This window comes from Limosilactobacillus vaginalis DSM 5837 = ATCC 49540 (assembly GCF_000159435.1).
GTDB classification, from domain to species: Bacteria; Bacillota; Bacilli; order Lactobacillales; family Lactobacillaceae; genus Limosilactobacillus; species Limosilactobacillus vaginalis.
The window spans coordinates 10,105-24,383 of the sequence record NZ_GG693417.1; the positions used below are offsets into that span (position 1 = coordinate 10,105).

Annotated in this window: 17 protein-coding genes; all 17 read left to right on the forward strand. The window is 44.5% G+C overall.

Annotated features, from left to right (window positions below):
• The first annotated feature begins 16 nt into the window (after positions 1 to 16).
• The 17 genes from HMPREF0549_RS08455 (at position 17) to HMPREF0549_RS08525 (ending at position 14,088) form a co-directional block, all read left to right on the forward strand.
• A complete protein-coding gene (locus tag HMPREF0549_RS08455; protein WP_003717875.1) occupies positions 17 to 406 on the forward strand; it encodes a DUF806 family protein in 390 nt (129 codons plus the stop codon).
• Positions 407 to 409: 3 nt separating this feature from the next.
• Positions 410 to 1,117 carry a phage tail protein gene (locus HMPREF0549_RS08460; protein WP_003717876.1) on the forward strand — a complete coding sequence of 236 codons (708 nt, stop codon included), beginning with the start codon at positions 410 to 412 and terminating at the stop codon, positions 1,115 to 1,117.
• 87 nt (positions 1,118 to 1,204) lie between these two features.
• The gene (locus tag HMPREF0549_RS08465; RefSeq protein WP_003717877.1) at positions 1,205 to 1,615 is read left to right on the forward strand and encodes a phage tail tube assembly chaperone; all 411 of its coding nucleotides are present in this window, start codon (positions 1,205 to 1,207) and stop codon (positions 1,613 to 1,615) included.
• A gap of 230 nt (positions 1,616 to 1,845) precedes the next feature.
• Positions 1,846 to 5,652: a tape measure protein gene (locus HMPREF0549_RS08470; RefSeq protein WP_003717879.1), complete on the forward strand. Its 3,807-nt coding sequence runs from the start codon at positions 1,846 to 1,848 to the stop codon at positions 5,650 to 5,652.
• 6 nt (positions 5,653 to 5,658) lie between these two features.
• The gene (locus tag HMPREF0549_RS08475) at positions 5,659 to 6,504 is read left to right on the forward strand and encodes a phage tail domain-containing protein (RefSeq protein WP_003717880.1); all 846 of its coding nucleotides are present in this window, start codon (positions 5,659 to 5,661) and stop codon (positions 6,502 to 6,504) included.
• Entirely contained in the window at positions 6,504 to 8,345 is a 1,842-nt protein-coding gene (locus HMPREF0549_RS08480; protein WP_003717881.1) for a phage tail protein, read from the forward strand. The genes HMPREF0549_RS08475 and HMPREF0549_RS08480 overlap by 1 nt, the downstream gene beginning before the upstream one ends.
• 4 nt (positions 8,346 to 8,349) lie before the next feature.
• A complete protein-coding gene (locus HMPREF0549_RS08485; RefSeq protein ID WP_235807374.1) occupies positions 8,350 to 8,586 on the forward strand; it encodes a hypothetical protein in 237 nt (78 codons plus the stop codon).
• Positions 8,587 to 8,748 carry a hypothetical protein gene (locus HMPREF0549_RS09790; protein WP_003717883.1) on the forward strand — a complete coding sequence of 54 codons (162 nt, stop codon included), beginning with the start codon at positions 8,587 to 8,589 and terminating at the stop codon, positions 8,746 to 8,748. It begins immediately after the preceding gene.
• Positions 8,749 to 8,769: 21 nt separating this feature from the next.
• Complete coding sequence (locus tag HMPREF0549_RS08490; protein ID WP_003717884.1) at positions 8,770 to 10,170, forward strand: BppU family phage baseplate upper protein; 1,401 nt, start codon at positions 8,770 to 8,772, stop codon at positions 10,168 to 10,170.
• 3 nt (positions 10,171 to 10,173) lie between these two features.
• Entirely contained in the window at positions 10,174 to 10,683 is a 510-nt protein-coding gene (locus HMPREF0549_RS08495; protein WP_003717885.1) for an Ig-like domain-containing protein, read from the forward strand.
• Between the two features lie 6 nt (positions 10,684 to 10,689).
• Entirely contained in the window at positions 10,690 to 11,148 is a 459-nt protein-coding gene (locus HMPREF0549_RS08500; protein ID WP_003717886.1) for a fibronectin type III domain-containing protein, read from the forward strand.
• Positions 11,149 to 11,154: 6 nt separating this feature from the next.
• Entirely contained in the window at positions 11,155 to 11,580 is a 426-nt protein-coding gene (locus tag HMPREF0549_RS08505; RefSeq protein WP_003717887.1) for a hypothetical protein, read from the forward strand.
• A 17-nt stretch (positions 11,581 to 11,597) separates the two neighbouring features.
• On the forward strand, positions 11,598 to 11,972 hold the full coding sequence (locus HMPREF0549_RS08510; protein WP_003717888.1) for a hypothetical protein: 375 nt from the start codon (positions 11,598 to 11,600) through the stop codon (positions 11,970 to 11,972).
• Between the two features lie 2 nt (positions 11,973 to 11,974).
• Positions 11,975 to 12,115, forward strand: coding sequence for a hypothetical protein (locus HMPREF0549_RS09795; protein WP_003717889.1), 141 nt, complete (start codon positions 11,975 to 11,977; stop codon positions 12,113 to 12,115).
• A 110-nt stretch (positions 12,116 to 12,225) separates the two neighbouring features.
• Positions 12,226 to 12,549, forward strand: a complete 324-nt coding sequence (locus tag HMPREF0549_RS08515; RefSeq protein ID WP_003717890.1) for a hypothetical protein — start codon at positions 12,226 to 12,228, stop codon at positions 12,547 to 12,549.
• On the forward strand, positions 12,530 to 12,973 hold the full coding sequence (locus HMPREF0549_RS08520; RefSeq protein ID WP_003717891.1) for a phage holin, LLH family: 444 nt from the start codon (positions 12,530 to 12,532) through the stop codon (positions 12,971 to 12,973). Before HMPREF0549_RS08515 ends, HMPREF0549_RS08520 begins: the two co-directional genes overlap by 20 nt.
• A 2-nt stretch (positions 12,974 to 12,975) precedes the next feature.
• On the forward strand, positions 12,976 to 14,088 hold the full coding sequence (locus tag HMPREF0549_RS08525; RefSeq protein ID WP_003717892.1) for a LysM peptidoglycan-binding domain-containing protein: 1,113 nt from the start codon (positions 12,976 to 12,978) through the stop codon (positions 14,086 to 14,088).
• Positions 14,089 to 14,279: the final 191 nt, after the last annotated feature.

Sequence of the window (14,279 nt, forward strand, 5' to 3'; positions counted from 1 at the left end):
GAAAGGATGTTGAACCATGAAAATGCCAGTAATTCAAGTAAGAGATTTAATTGCTAGTCGCCATTTTCAGTGGATCGATCATCTCTCGACAACAAATGTTGAACCGGAATTTGTTAATGATACTAGCAAGACTGTTGTTTTAGCTACTGAATCAGATTTCCAGCCGGGACACTATGCAAATGCGACATTTAAGTTTATGCAGATTGGCTGTGAGATTCAGATTTTTTACAAGAAAAATGCCGACTTTGATATAGCAAGCGCTGAGATTGAATTTCAGCGCTTTTTTGTTGCAAACGGTTGGCAAGTATCCATCTCTCGTGAACACGTTTATGATCCCGACACTGGGCAGCTGACTAAGACAATTTATGTTGAAAAACAAGAACCAATTTTAGAAAAGAGGAATTAATTTATGGCACAAGGTACTTCATTTAAAGGTATCCGCTGGGTGGCCTTCGGCATTGTTGACCCTACTACTGGGTTGATTGTTGCCGATGAAAAGAAGGGGTTATCCAAGGATGGTGTTGTGTTAGTTGATGGCGATGGTCAAGGTGCCACTACTGCTAACATCACTGGTTTGGAAGAAGCTGGTCAACAGCAATATGCTAACGACAAAGTTAAGCGAATTACACACGGGACACCAACTCCACAGGTTGCCTTAACCATGTTGGATATGCCGTTTGATATTGGTGCGAAGACCAAGGGATATGTTTCCGATGGCAAAGGAGGTTGGGTTTTAACTTCCGGCCGGAAGCCAAACGTGGCTCTGATGATCTGTTCTTCTGACTACTGGGGCAATGCTGTCTTGGATTGCTTCGCTAACGGTGAGGTTATTGAACCATCTCACAACCACGCTACCAGCAACAAGAACGAGGCAGATTACAACTCAACCTACACTTATCAATCACTGTCCCCAATTAAGAACGATGTGTTTATTGATCCGTCAACCGGCACTCAACAGTCCTATAAGGAGTATTCATCCGGTGATCCTAACTTTGATGCAGCCGCTATGCTTGCTGAAGTTTTTGGCGGCTTCACGGATAGCGACAATAAGATCATTAACCGGATTAAAGGCGCTGGCACTACTGGTACGGTAGTCAGCTCAGGGCTTGGTCATTAGCCAGCGAAGGGCTTAGTCATTAAGCAAAAAGTCGCGTTAGAAATGCACAGTATGGCCTGCCACGCGGCTATTAAGGAGAGATAAACAATGCATATTAATGGTAAGAAGGTTGGCTTTAACAAGGGATTTAACATCAAGCCAACGGTTAAGACTTATAGAAAGGCTAACAAGATGCTGATTGAAGTTTTAAAGATGTCAGCATCAGCCAATCGGTTAAATGCTGTTGAAGTGGATGATCCGCATTACACTGAATTCGTCATCAAGTCGGTTGAGGACGAAGACAAATTAATGGAAGACGGTATTAAATTCCTTGTTGACCTTTTTAAGCTTAATGAAAAGCAGGTTGAGCACTTGGAAGAATCGATCCCTGATTCTAACGTTTTAGCGAACTATCTGAGTTATGTTATTCGGCGTATCAAGGGCCAGTCTGATGAGGAAATCACATTAGAAGACAAGAAAGCATCGGTTACGCAAAAGGAATCAGACCCAAAAAAATAGTCGGTGATTGCTTACAAGCAATTGATGATGTCAATAACGATGTCGAAGACGTTGCGTACATGGAGAAACGGTTGCTTCAAGATGGCGGGGTTCTACCGTCACAGATTGAGAATGAAAATATCTATGATTTATTCCGAATTACTAAGGCTCGGAATCGTGAAGATCGACCGTTATCTTCATATGCGGCTCATGCCAAACTAAGAAGATTATCGAAGGAAGGAGGTAAATAAATGTCAGCGAATGATATTCAGGCAACTATGTCGACCAAGATTGAAGTTGACCAGCAACAAGCGGCCGATGAAGTTGAAAACTTAACTCATAAATTCAAAGACCTGACTGCACAGTGGAAGGCTGAAGAATCTGTTGCTAAGGCTAGTGGTGATACTGTTGCGGCGGCTAAAGCACGCTATGAAGGGCTGTCACAAACTCTTGAGGTACAAAAGCAACGTGTGCAAGCGTTGCAACGTGAACGTGAAGTAATGCAGAACGAAATGCGTTCTAGTGCCACTATCACTAAAGAGCAGACGGATGGATTAAATCAGCTAGACAAAAGACTGACCAGTGCTACTAATAAGCTGACCAGTCTATCTAATCAGCAGGCGCGTGCTAAGCGATCATTTGAATATGCTAGTTCTGGTCTGAAAGAACTTCGCAATGAGTATTACACCAATAACCGAGCAATTGACTCCCACATTGAGAAGCTTAAAGCTGAGGGAAATACGGCAGAAGCTCAGAAGGTCAAACTGGCTGGTCTAAAGCAGTCGCTGGCAAATCTGGCTAAACAGCAGAGTGCTACTAAGAAATTAGCAGATGAAGCTGCCAAGTCTGAAGGTAAAAATTCTAACCTTTATCGTCGCCGGATCACTGATTACAACAAAGTCAGTGCGGCAATGATGCGGACAAAAAAACAAGCGTCAGAATTATCTCATTCTTTGAATCCACCACGAACATCTGGCTGGGATTTCTTCAAACGTAAGATCCTAGATGTAGACGGGGCAGAAAAGCAAGCTGCTCAACACGCCCAACGTATTAAAGGTGTTTTTAGTGGAGCTTTTCTGGGCAATCTGACGGCTTCGGTTCTTCCTAGCTTACAGAATGAACTGCAACAGATAACCACAACTGGTATGAAAGCCGCTCAAGCTGGCATGGCTATGCAGGCTCGTTGGAAAAACATTGGAGTGAGCGCTACTGGTATCAAACAGTTAAGCGACCAAGTTGCCCAACTGAAAGCAAACACTAACTTAACTGCTCAGTCTGTTAACGCCTTGCAGTCACGTTTTTATGGTATGACGCATAGTGTCAAGCAGACACAAATCCTGACTAAAGGGGTAGCAAGTTTAACTGATCAGATGAAGCTATCAGATAAGCAAGCGAACGCCTTTGCCGGCGGCCTGAGTCGGATTGAATCATCTGGCAAAGTAACTAGAAGTTCATTAGGGCGGTTAGAGAAACAAGCGCCATTGCTGGCGGCGGAGATGGCCAAGGCTGCAGGGATGAGTCAGCAAAAGTTCAACGAGCTAGTTGACTCTGGTAAAATGACAACCGATCAATTTAACGGTTATCTAAAGACGGCCGCCAAGAACTATAACAGAAACTCAGCGGCGTTTAGTAAGTCAGCGGCAGGTGCTCAGCATAAGATACGAGCTGAATGGTCAAATACTCAAGCGGCACTAGCTAAGCCGCTGGTTAAGGTTGAAGCTACTGGCCTGAACCAGCTAAGCAAAGCACTGGAAAATAAGGATACCCAACGGGGATTGGTTATCTTAGCTTCTGGTTTTGCAAAATTAGCGGTCAATGCTGCTAAAGCGTTAGCTATCTTAGCCCGGCATCAAAAGGTGATCATTGGGTTAGGCGCTGCTTTCCTTGGCTTGGTTGGTACGTTAAAAGCATTGAAAAGCGTGAAAACTGTTATTATCACCTTTGAGGATCTTTCTGAAGCAATTAAGAAGGTAGAGATTTCGCAAAAAGCGTTAAACCTAGTAATGAAGGCTAACGTCTTTATTTTGGTAGCTTCTGCAATTGCGGGTTTGGTGGTTGCACTGGTGCAGCTGTACAAGCACAACAAGAAGTTCCGAGCCTTTGTGAATGGAATTGGTCGTGGCCTAAAGAATATGGCTAAGGGCTTTGTTAATACTGGTAAGAGTATCCTCAAAGGTGCAGATAACCTCCATAAGAAGCTCTCTCGTGGTTGGAATAACTACTGGAAGGAACAAGGCCAGAAGCAACGGGCTTACCAGAAGCAGGAAGCTCGAAATCAGAGACAACGCCAGAAGCAGGATCAACAAACTTGGAATAGCATGAAACGCAATGCTTCCAGAGGCTGGAAGAATATTGAGCAGAACGCCCGTTCAGGAGCTAACCGGGTAAGTCGTTGGTACACCAATATGAACCGGTCGACCTCACGAGTTGTTCAGAATATGTATCGGCAACATCCGCGGACTTTCCAAAGTATGTACAAGGTTATCCAGGATCGGACCCGGACCTGGCATGATTTGGTAACTGGCCATTGGTCCCGACTGAAGGACGATACCGGACGGCTAGCCAAGGATCAGTCACGAGCTAATAAGGATATCTTTGAAGATATGTATAGCTCAATCAATAAGAAGACTGGTGGCTGGCTCGGCAAGGTTGTGGATTCCTGGAGGGATCACATGTCCCAGATCGGGGATGCCATTTCAGCCGGTAAGCAAAAAGCCGGAAGAGCGATGGCCGACCTGGCGAATGGTGTCCTGAAACCATTCAAGACCCTGATTGATGATATCCAAGACGGTATTAACTGGGTTCTGGATAAGATTGGAGCCAGCAAGCTTGGCGGATCCTGGTCTGCTGCCATCCCAACGTTTGCTACCGGGACGGCTGGTAATCGTGACGGATTGAAGAAGTCGACGATCGGCATGGTCAATGATGGTGCCGGATCACACTGGCGTGAGTTGTATTCCTATAAAGGCCAGGTAGGGGCGTTCCCAAACAAGCGGAACTTTATCACGTTTCTGCCGAAGGGGATGTCAATCCTGAACGGCGAGGACAGTCATAAGCTGATGTCCGCAATTGGTCTGCCGAAGTTTGCCGACGGGGTTGGCGACTTCTTCAGTGGATTAAAGGACGATGCTGAAGACTGGATGGACAATGCTGAGAAGATCATGAAACACCCAGTTGAGTTTATGGAACATGCGTTTGCCAAGAAACTCAGTGGATTGAGTAGTGGGATCAAGTTTGCCCAGTCAATGATCACAAACGTTCCAATTTATATTGCTAAGCAGATGGCAGAATGGGTTAAGAAGCAATTTGAAGAATTAGCTAACCCTGGCGGTTCAGGCGTTGCTCGTTGGCGGCCTTATGTTGTTCGTGCCTTGAAGATGAACGGCTTTGAAGCTAGCGCATATCAAGTTGCTGCCTGGTTAAAAGTTATTGCTCGTGAATCTGGTGGTAATCCACATGCAGTTAACCATTGGGATTCAAACGCAGCAGCTGGTCACCCTTCAAAAGGGTTAGTTCAGACTATTGATTCAACATTTAATGCCAATGCTTTTCCTGGCCACCATAATATATTTAACGGTTTTGATGACTTGTTAGCTGGTATTCACTACATGGCTGAAAAATATGGCCGTGGGCCTGGTGCCTTCGCTCGTGTTAGCGGGCCTGGTGGATACGCTAATGGTGGCCTGGTTTCTGCTCATGGCTTGTATGAAGTTGCTGAGCATAACAACCCAGAGATGATTATTCCACTGACCGCTTCCAAGCGTGGCCGTGCTTACCAGTTGCTCTCCGAAATAATGGCTCAATTCAAGCATGAAGATGGACCCACTCAGCCAACACAAGACGACCAGTCCATCAGCCGAAAAGAATTCAAGTCGTTAGAATCGAAACTGGATCAGCTGATTGGCGGTGTTCAACAGCTTGTTCAGGTTGGTCAGCAACAGATCAACGCCACAATCAATTCTGGCAATAAGTTTGGAATGAAAGCTAATCGGTCGGCGGCCTACACGGTAATGGCCAGAGACCAACGTTTAAATGATTTTATGAGTTATCGGAGGTGATCAAACTTGAGTGTAAGCAACCCAGAACTATATCTGAAGATTGGTGATCAAGACGAATTCAATATTGAGGATAAGGTGCAGGGGCTGACCTTCCTTGGGGATGATTCAACTCCGGCATTGGCTAACACCTATCAAGAGATTCCAGGAATAGATGGAAGTAAGCTTCAATACACGACCTTCTCACGGTATCAGGTAGTTGCAAACTTCTGTCTCTTCTTTAGGGACTGGCAGGACTACAAGTTGGCCAAGCACCAGTTTTATCGACTTTTTACATCACGACAACAGATCAGAATGCGGACGGACGTTGAATCAGCGATCGTCCGTTTTGTTTACCCTAATCTTCCAGAGATCAAACCGGACCAGAACGGGTCACACTATGCGACGTTCAGTATGAGCTTCGATAACCCATCCGGTTTCCGTTACTCACTTTATCGTAGCGATGGAACTTATAGTCATGATAACGATGGGGTGCAGTTTGGGATGAACCTTCATAACAACGAGGACCAGTACAACTATCACTTCACCACGAAGCAATTCAAGGTGTTTAATGCCAGTGATATTCCGATCGATCCATGGAAATATAAGTCAGACCTCCGAATCATTGTGAAGTTTAATGGCAATTCATTGAAACTGACCAACACGACGACTAATACCGAGTGGACATATAACAAGCCATCAAATGGCCAGGACACGATTATTCTGGATGGAATATTTACGACGCTCAACGGGAACCCCGCAAGTGCCAATTCTGACTATGGGACGATCAGCCTAGCAACTGAATGGAACAACTTCACTGTCGACGGTGCGGACAGTGTGGATATCACCTTCAGTTTCCCGTTTGTCTATATCTGATGGTGACTGATAACAAGGTCAAGGTCAGGGGCGTCGGACGCACCGAAGTCGAGCCTCTGAACTGCATTGACCCTGACAGCTTCTATGTCGATTGGGAGATCAACTCCGCTTGGAGCATCCAATTTACAGCATACGATGATAGGTCGTTCGCCTACTCAATGCTAGATGCGCAGGCGTCGTTGTTTTTCGATGGACAGGAGTACATCATCAAGCAAGCCGAGCCCGATTCTAGTGGGAAAGTGAACACAATTGATGTCGTGGCCACCCACGTCTACTTCGAGCTATCACGGATCCGTAAGTACAAGACGTATATTGACCCGGCCGATGCTGACAAGCAAACCGACGTCAAAGTCTATGGAAGTACCCAGCAGGATGATGATAGCAGCGGCGGGGATGATAATGGGAATGATGATGATCCAAACGCTCAGAAGACGGAAACTACCACAACTGAAGGGAACACGACTACCAAGACAACGGTCACTAAGACCGATGAAACCAAAGAAGATTCTGATGAGAACCAAGTCGAATACCATATTGAAGATGTTTTGAAGCATTGGATAGATGGTAATCAGCTTGGTTTTTCTTATCAGGTCATTGGTGATTTTCCAACTGCTCGGTTGGAAGAACTTGCTGATGGTAGTGGAACGGATATGTTGAGTAAAATCACTGAGGCGTGGCCGAATGCGGTGATCTATCCTGATAACTGCAACATCCGAATCTATACGCAGGATCAGTTCTACAAGGATCATGAGAATCGGCTTGACTACGAACACAATACAACCGAGTTTAAGTGGTCGTACGACTCGACGAGCTTAACCAATGAAGTGCTTTGCATTGGCGGAAAGTACTCAATCGAAACAGAAACGGATACTTCCACCAGTGGAGATGATACTCACGGTTCTGGTGGTGCCGGTGCCGATAAGGTTGTGAACGATGCTAAGCAGTACCTCGGTGTGCCGTACGTGTGGGGCGGAGCCGGTGGTGCTCGTGGTGGTAATCCGTATTCAGGAATGGATTGCTCAAGCTTTGTATCACAGGTTTATAAGGATTTTGGGATCAACATTCCCGCTTACACGGTAGCGATGGAGCCATACGGTCATGAAATTGATCGCTCTCAAGTGCAGACTGGTGACATGGGCTTTTATGGCTCACACGGTGGTTCATATCACATTGGTATGGCATTAAATAACAGCACAATGATTTATGAGCCAGCTCCTGGACAGTCGTGCAAGACTCAATCGATCGACTCATACCCGCCGACCTGGTGGGAACGTAACGACCAGATGGCTGCAATTGTTGCTGGCGATAGTGGCGGTGGGGGTGACACCACATCGGAGAGCTCGTCCTCAACGTCCAGCGAGTATTACTACTTTGCACCGTTCATGTACCGTGACGAGGAGTCAATCAAGAAATACGGTGAATATCCGGCTGAGCCGTTTGAGGACGGCCGCTTCAGCGATAAGAACGCAATGATCGAAGCCGCTAAGGCTAAGATTCAACCACAACCGGCGCTATCGGTTGAAGTTACAACCTACAGCCACTTCAAGCCAATCGCTGGTGACATGATTCATATCATGGTAAAGGAACAGTCGATTTGCACAAATGAAGCAGTTGTAGGGTTCAACTGGTATCCGTATAGCTCAGTTAACTCAACGTCTGTCACATTGAACAGCAATAGTCAGAATATTCTGGACTACCAGCACTCACGGCAGGTTGAATTATCCAATGCAATTGACACCGTGAAGAAAGACGCCCAGAAAAATATTGAAGTTGCTAATCAGGCCGACCTGGTTGGCGGAGATAAGCAGCTCTTTACTTGGCTGAAAGAATATGCGGGGTGATGTGATGAACGTTTGGAATTGGATTGATTATTTAGCAAAAGGATTAAAGAAAGTTGCTAACGAATCGCAACAGAACTATCAGCAAATCCACGCGTACGTTGACGGCCACGATAAGGAAACACTCAATCAGGTGAGCGATCTGGTGCACGATGCAATTAAATTGCGCTCACCTGGTGGAACCGTATATGAGATTACGGTTGATGATGATGGAAAACTCAATTCTAAGAAAGTCGGTGAGTAAATGGAGTTAGAAACAAAACTACCAGTGCCTGATAGAGAAACACGAAAAGTGATTGAAAATAATTTTGAACAGATTGAATCCACTTTAAGCCGTGTTGAATCGATAACTGAGAAACTCCAAAAGGCGCTTGGCCTAACTGACGATGACTTAAAGAACTTATGATTAATTTAAGGAGGTGAAATAATGCAAACATTGCCAAAATTGAAATCATATATCCCCATGGACTTGCTCCGAAGCCAAGACGAAACGATTGACATTACTGACAGCTTCAAAGGGCGCGTTGGTGACGTCAATAGTTACATCAAACTTTGGGTTTACTCTAACGGTATGGTTCAAGACTTGGACGGTTGGCGAATCATGTTTCAAGGGACCGATCCCGAACACAACGACTTCCGCACATATCTCAACTTCGCTGATGATCAAAAAATGGATAACATCAGGATTGGAAGGGTTACTTGCTATTTTGATGCGAACATTTTCCAAACAGAAGGACAATGGGAGCAAGCCTTTTTCAGCTTTATTGATCCAAATGGCAACGTTGTATCAACCGTCAATGTTATCTTGGAAGTTATGGGCAATGGCATCTATGCCCGAATGGGTGTCCATGCTAAGTCAGTAATTGAAGAATTTCAGGAACTGGTTGATAAGCTGTCAAAGCTGGTCGATAAAGACTCGAAGGAAGTAAATGACAAAGTTGCACAGTTAAAGGCGGACTTAGATAATCTCGGTGACTCAACTAAGAAGGACTTTACCGACTGGTTGAATAAGTACAAGCAAGCTCTTAGCGATGCAGTGGCGGAAGTCAATGATCCTAAGGACGGCTTGTTCATCCGTTACTCTCAGCTACTCGACATGACCAAGCAAATCCAAGAAACCCTGAAGCAAGCTCAGTTCCATGATCGACCGTTTCAATTGAAAACAGTTGCGGATATGAAATCATATACGCCGTTAATTGCTGGAGATGTAGTTATTACTCAAGGTTGGGACAATTACGATGATGGTCACGGTGCTTACTGGAATATCCGAGTTAAGCATAAAGATGAAACGCCTGACGAGAGCAACGTCATCAGCCTAAACAACGGCATGGCGGCCGAACGGAACTCATCCTTGTTGAGTGCGGACAGTCTAGAAGATTTCCTCTATGGCTACACGATTGAAATTAAGCATAATCAATGCGAACACCCACTACGTCCAGCGGTTTTGTACTACGAGGACGCTATCGGAACTGAACGGGATGGCTTAGGGAAAACGTCACATGGCTTCGGTCAGACGAACACCAAGCTGATTAATTGCATTGCGGAGTACCCAGATGCGAATACCATTAAGGTCAAGATTCCACGGAACTTCTACTTAGATGCGGTACCGCACTATAAGTTTGGGGCTTGGTATTTGATTGATGGTAACCGGACGATCAAGGTTGACTTGGGAATGCCGATTGATGACGCTAAAGCCCAAGCTGGTGATGGGGAAGGTAATTCTTACTTATCACCGAATACGGGTTACTTCTCAAAGCCAACAAGTCCATCAGACTTACGAGCAGTCTACATTGATGAACACACGCAACGGTTACTATGGAGGGATTAGTTAATGAAATTCTATATTTATCAAGGCGTTGGAACGGACGGTGAACTGAAAAAGGTTGCCGAAGTTGAGAACAAGAAGGAATACACCGTTACTGGTTTAACAGTTAACTCAACTTACCGTTTCGCTGTTAGTTCTTACAATGGTTTGCGAGAAAGTGCTAAGTCTAACGTGATCACGGTTAAGACGAGTGCTATTCCAGTTCAAAGTATTACTTTGGCAATTGACAAGACAGCACTTGAAGTTGGTGGAACAGCTAAGGTTACCGTTACGATTACCCCAACCGATGAAACCGATGGTGCAGCAGAACTGACATCATCAAAACCACAAGTAGCAACGGTTGATAACGACGGTAACGTCGAGGCAAAAGCGCCCGGCAAGGCTGATATTACCGCCAAGATTGGTGGAAAGGTTTCTAACGTGATTAGCTTAACGGTTTACGAAGCGCTGGTTAACGTGACCAACTTAGCCGCAAGTAATGTCACGGCAAATTCAATTGATTTAAGTTGGGACTGATGAGAAATGCAGTATCGAATCAGAAATGGTGACCAGCTAATCGCTACCGTGAGCAATAAGCAGTATCAAGTAACGGGATTAACTCCCAATACTGCTTATAACTTGTCAGTAGTATCCTTTAATGGCTTCCGTGAAAGTCCAAGGGCGAGCCTGACGGTTAAAACTCGCGGAATTCAAGTTAAGGTGCCAGTTAGCTTAACTACTGGAGCAACGGTGTCGTTAGTCTACCTTGAATATGCCTTAGGATTAGTCCCGATTGGGACGGAACCCAAGGGTATGTTCGGCGGTGGCAATCGACAAATTATCCCAGCAAAGGTAATTAGCTCGGCTAACGGGACGAGCACTATTGAGATCACTAACAGTTTTAACTTGATGAGCGATGGCTTAACAATGAAACAACTACCAGACAAGAGCTTTGGGGTCTTTGAAGGCTACAAGGCTCTTTATTATAAGGGAAAGGAATGATAATTAATGGCAATAACAGCAAAAGATATTGCAAGCATCTTTACTGGTATGGACTTAGGTGCAGAAAAGATTGCTGGAAACTTTAACAAACTACTTGAAGAGAATATTGGTCAAGACGATCAATTAGACACGTTGAATAATAAGACACTGCAAGTTGGCAACTTTATCGGGAAAGATAATTCTGATCTTAATAATGTCAGTATGGGAGTGCATGGTTTTGGCTTTTGGGAAGAAGGCAAGGTGCCAGCGAATAGTAATTGGCCTAAAACAATGCAAGGCAATGTTGGATGGGGCTACCTTATCCATCTGGGAACCGGCGATAACTGTAAATTACAGTTGATCTGTTGTACTGGTGGCTGGATGTTCATGCGAATCTACGCGGGCACTGCATGGGATAAATGGACAATAGTACAAACTAAGTATGAACAATAAAGGGGAGGTGAAATCGGATGAAAGCATTTATGTATGATCAACATTATGGGTATCAATTAGCTGAAATTGAAGTTGCTGATGTCAATAATTTACCACCATATACGACAACGGTAGCGCCAGATCCAACTAAGAGCTATCAAAAGTTCAATGGTACTGAGTGGGTTGGCGGAATGGATAATGCAACATTCCAACAACAAGTAGCGGCATCAATCGCCCAGCAACAAGCTAACATTAAACCAAGTGAGGGCCAACAATTATTAATGGCTCAACAAGCCAATATTACTCAGTTGCAAAAGACGGTCATGGCGCAACAGGCGAACCTGACGCAAATGCAAAAGATGATTATGACCCAGCAGGCGACTATTACGGAATTAAAGAAAGGAAGTAAATAATTATGATGAGCACATTAGATATGCTAAAGATGTTTTGGAACGACTGGGGCAACCATGACCCACAATATTACAAGGTTTACGTTGGTATGGGAATTGACGTAAACCAGTATAAGGAACTGACTGGCGTTGATTACGTTGCCTAGATAGCTAACAAACACATAGTCGCCGAGGAAATACACAATACATAAAGAAGCCTCACTCAAACGAGCGGGGCTTTTATTATGGGCGGCTAATATGTTAGGGAGGTGAGTAAATGCCACACGGTATGTTTGGACTTGGGTGGGGCGAGGTTGTTTCACTCGGAACTTTGATTGTGGTAGTCCTTAACTATATCAAAACAGGTATATCAAACACGGCACACGAGTCAAATCGCAAGGACATGGAAGATCTTAAGGATAAGCTTACCGACTTCAAACTAAGTGTTGGTGAGCTGTCAGGATTGTTGAAACAGCTTAACCGCGACCTGGCTACTCTTACAAAGAGAGTTAATCGACATGGTGATGAGATTGACGAGATTAAAATTGATGTAGCAAAGATCAAGGAAAGGTTAGGGATTAATGATGATGAAAACAATTAATAATATTTTTAGCTGGGGCATTAGCTCTGGCTTTTTTGTTGCACTCGTATGGTTTCTGTGGGGATATGTCCGGCCGTTGCTGGAGGTAAAGAAGCAACATGCTAAAACTATTCAGCAGCGTGAGGCTTTGGACATGCTTCTGAAGCTTGCTGACACAGCCGTTGCATCGCTTGCTAGCCGAACCGATCTTGCCGGTCACGATAAGTTCAAGCTGGCTACACAGCAAGTACGAGAAACAATGGAAGCTAAAGGATTGAGTGTCACTGAAGGTATGGTCCAGGATGCTATCCAGGCGGCCTATGAGAAGTCACCACTGACAGCTAGCACAATTTCGGTAACTAATCCGGACAGTTTGGGACAAAAAGCATCTATTTTTGTCCCTGATGGTACGGCAAAGGCAATTGATCTGAAGGAGGATAAGTAATTATGAGTGTACGGATTCCATTTATTGATGTAGCAAGCTATCAACCAGACACAATTGCATTTTTTCAAGCTGCTAAGAATCAAGGGGCCAAAGGGGTTGTTGTTAAGTTAACAGAAGGTAGTGAAGACGGTTCTAATTACATTAATCCACGAGCGGCAAACCAAATTCGCAATGCCCTAGCGGTTGGTTTACGAGTAGCTTGCTATCACTTTGCTCGCTATACTTCAATTCCAGATGCACAAAATGAAGCTCGATTCTTTGTTAAGGTTGCTCGGCAGTTTGGCATGTATGACGATACCTTGATGATTGATGATGCAGAGGTTAACTCAGCAAGTGATTATCAAGGAGCTACCTTAGCCTTTCTGCAAGAAGTAGAAGCACTTGGCTATAAGAGCACTGGTGTCTACTCAATGAGGAGTTTCTTTACTGGTGGCATTCTAAATAGTCATGGCTTTGGCAATCGGAAGAAGTGGGTAGCTGGTTATGGTGTTACTTCACTCGGAATTGATAATGCGAATGCTTGGCAATATACCGATCACGGAATCATGGGGATTGACACCAGCCTTGATTTTGACGGTGCCTTTACTACTGGCGAAACAAGCGGTAGTGTACCAAGTACCCCAGTACCAGCACCGCAACCGGTAGAACATGTTGGTAAACCAGCTACCGGGACATATATTGTGCAATCAGGCGATACCCTAAGCGGAATTGCCGAAAAGTACAATACTACTTGGCAAAACTTAGCCGCAATCAACAGTCTGGGTAATCCTAACTTTATTCAAGTTGGCCAAGTTCTAAAGGTAACTGGTAATGCTTCACCACAAAATACTTATTATGTACAAGCTGGCGATACTTTATCAGGAATTGCAGCTAAATTTGGCACGACAGTTTCTAGCTTAGTCAGTCTTAACCACATTGCTAATCCAAACGTTATCTATGTGGGACAAAAGATTATTCTTGGCGGTACTGGTCAATCTAACGCTTATACGGTCAAGAGTGGCGATACCTTATCTGGGATTGCTTCCGCACATGGTACTACCTGGCAAGCATTAGCAACAAAGAATCACATCGCTAATCCGAACATGATTTTTGTTGGTCAAACAATTCAATTATAGAAATTAATCCCTAGTGGTAGTTGCATAATCTGCAATGACCACTAGGGATTTTTTGTTATCAGTGCAAAATCACACTGAATTGCACCGATAATAATATGCTATACTGATTTAAATTTAACAATGGGTCCTGTTTGGGTCCCACTTACAATCAAATACGTTGATATATAAATGAATACAAACATATATCACTG

Bases quoted from the DNA above. Each gene is read 5' to 3' on its own strand.
- HMPREF0549_RS08465 (WP_003717877.1), top strand. From the start codon at position 1,205: ATGCATATTAATGGTAAGAAGGTTGGCTTTAACAAGGGATTTAACATC.
- HMPREF0549_RS08510 (WP_003717888.1), top strand. From the start codon at position 11,598: ATGAAAGCATTTATGTATGATCAACATTATGGGTATCAATTAGCTGAA.
- HMPREF0549_RS08500 (WP_003717886.1), top strand. From the start codon at position 10,690: ATGCAGTATCGAATCAGAAATGGTGACCAGCTAATCGCTACCGTGAGC.
- HMPREF0549_RS08490 (WP_003717884.1), top strand. From the start codon at position 8,770: ATGCAAACATTGCCAAAATTGAAATCATATATCCCCATGGACTTGCTC.
- HMPREF0549_RS08520 (WP_003717891.1), top strand. From the start codon at position 12,530: ATGATGATGAAAACAATTAATAATATTTTTAGCTGGGGCATTAGCTCT.
- HMPREF0549_RS08525 (WP_003717892.1), top strand. From the start codon at position 12,976: ATGAGTGTACGGATTCCATTTATTGATGTAGCAAGCTATCAACCAGAC.
- HMPREF0549_RS09790 (WP_003717883.1), top strand. From the start codon at position 8,587: ATGGAGTTAGAAACAAAACTACCAGTGCCTGATAGAGAAACACGAAAA.
- HMPREF0549_RS08505 (WP_003717887.1), top strand. From the start codon at position 11,155: ATGGCAATAACAGCAAAAGATATTGCAAGCATCTTTACTGGTATGGAC.
- HMPREF0549_RS09795 (WP_003717889.1), top strand. From the start codon at position 11,975: ATGATGAGCACATTAGATATGCTAAAGATGTTTTGGAACGACTGGGGC.
- HMPREF0549_RS08470 (WP_003717879.1), top strand. From the start codon at position 1,846: ATGTCAGCGAATGATATTCAGGCAACTATGTCGACCAAGATTGAAGTT.
- HMPREF0549_RS08460 (WP_003717876.1), top strand. From the start codon at position 410: ATGGCACAAGGTACTTCATTTAAAGGTATCCGCTGGGTGGCCTTCGGC.
- HMPREF0549_RS08515 (WP_003717890.1), top strand. From the start codon at position 12,226: ATGCCACACGGTATGTTTGGACTTGGGTGGGGCGAGGTTGTTTCACTC.
- HMPREF0549_RS08485 (WP_235807374.1), top strand. From the start codon at position 8,350: ATGAACGTTTGGAATTGGATTGATTATTTAGCAAAAGGATTAAAGAAA.
- HMPREF0549_RS08495 (WP_003717885.1), top strand. From the start codon at position 10,174: ATGAAATTCTATATTTATCAAGGCGTTGGAACGGACGGTGAACTGAAA.
- HMPREF0549_RS08455 (WP_003717875.1), top strand. From the start codon at position 17: ATGAAAATGCCAGTAATTCAAGTAAGAGATTTAATTGCTAGTCGCCAT.
- HMPREF0549_RS08480 (WP_003717881.1), top strand. From the start codon at position 6,504: ATGGTGACTGATAACAAGGTCAAGGTCAGGGGCGTCGGACGCACCGAA.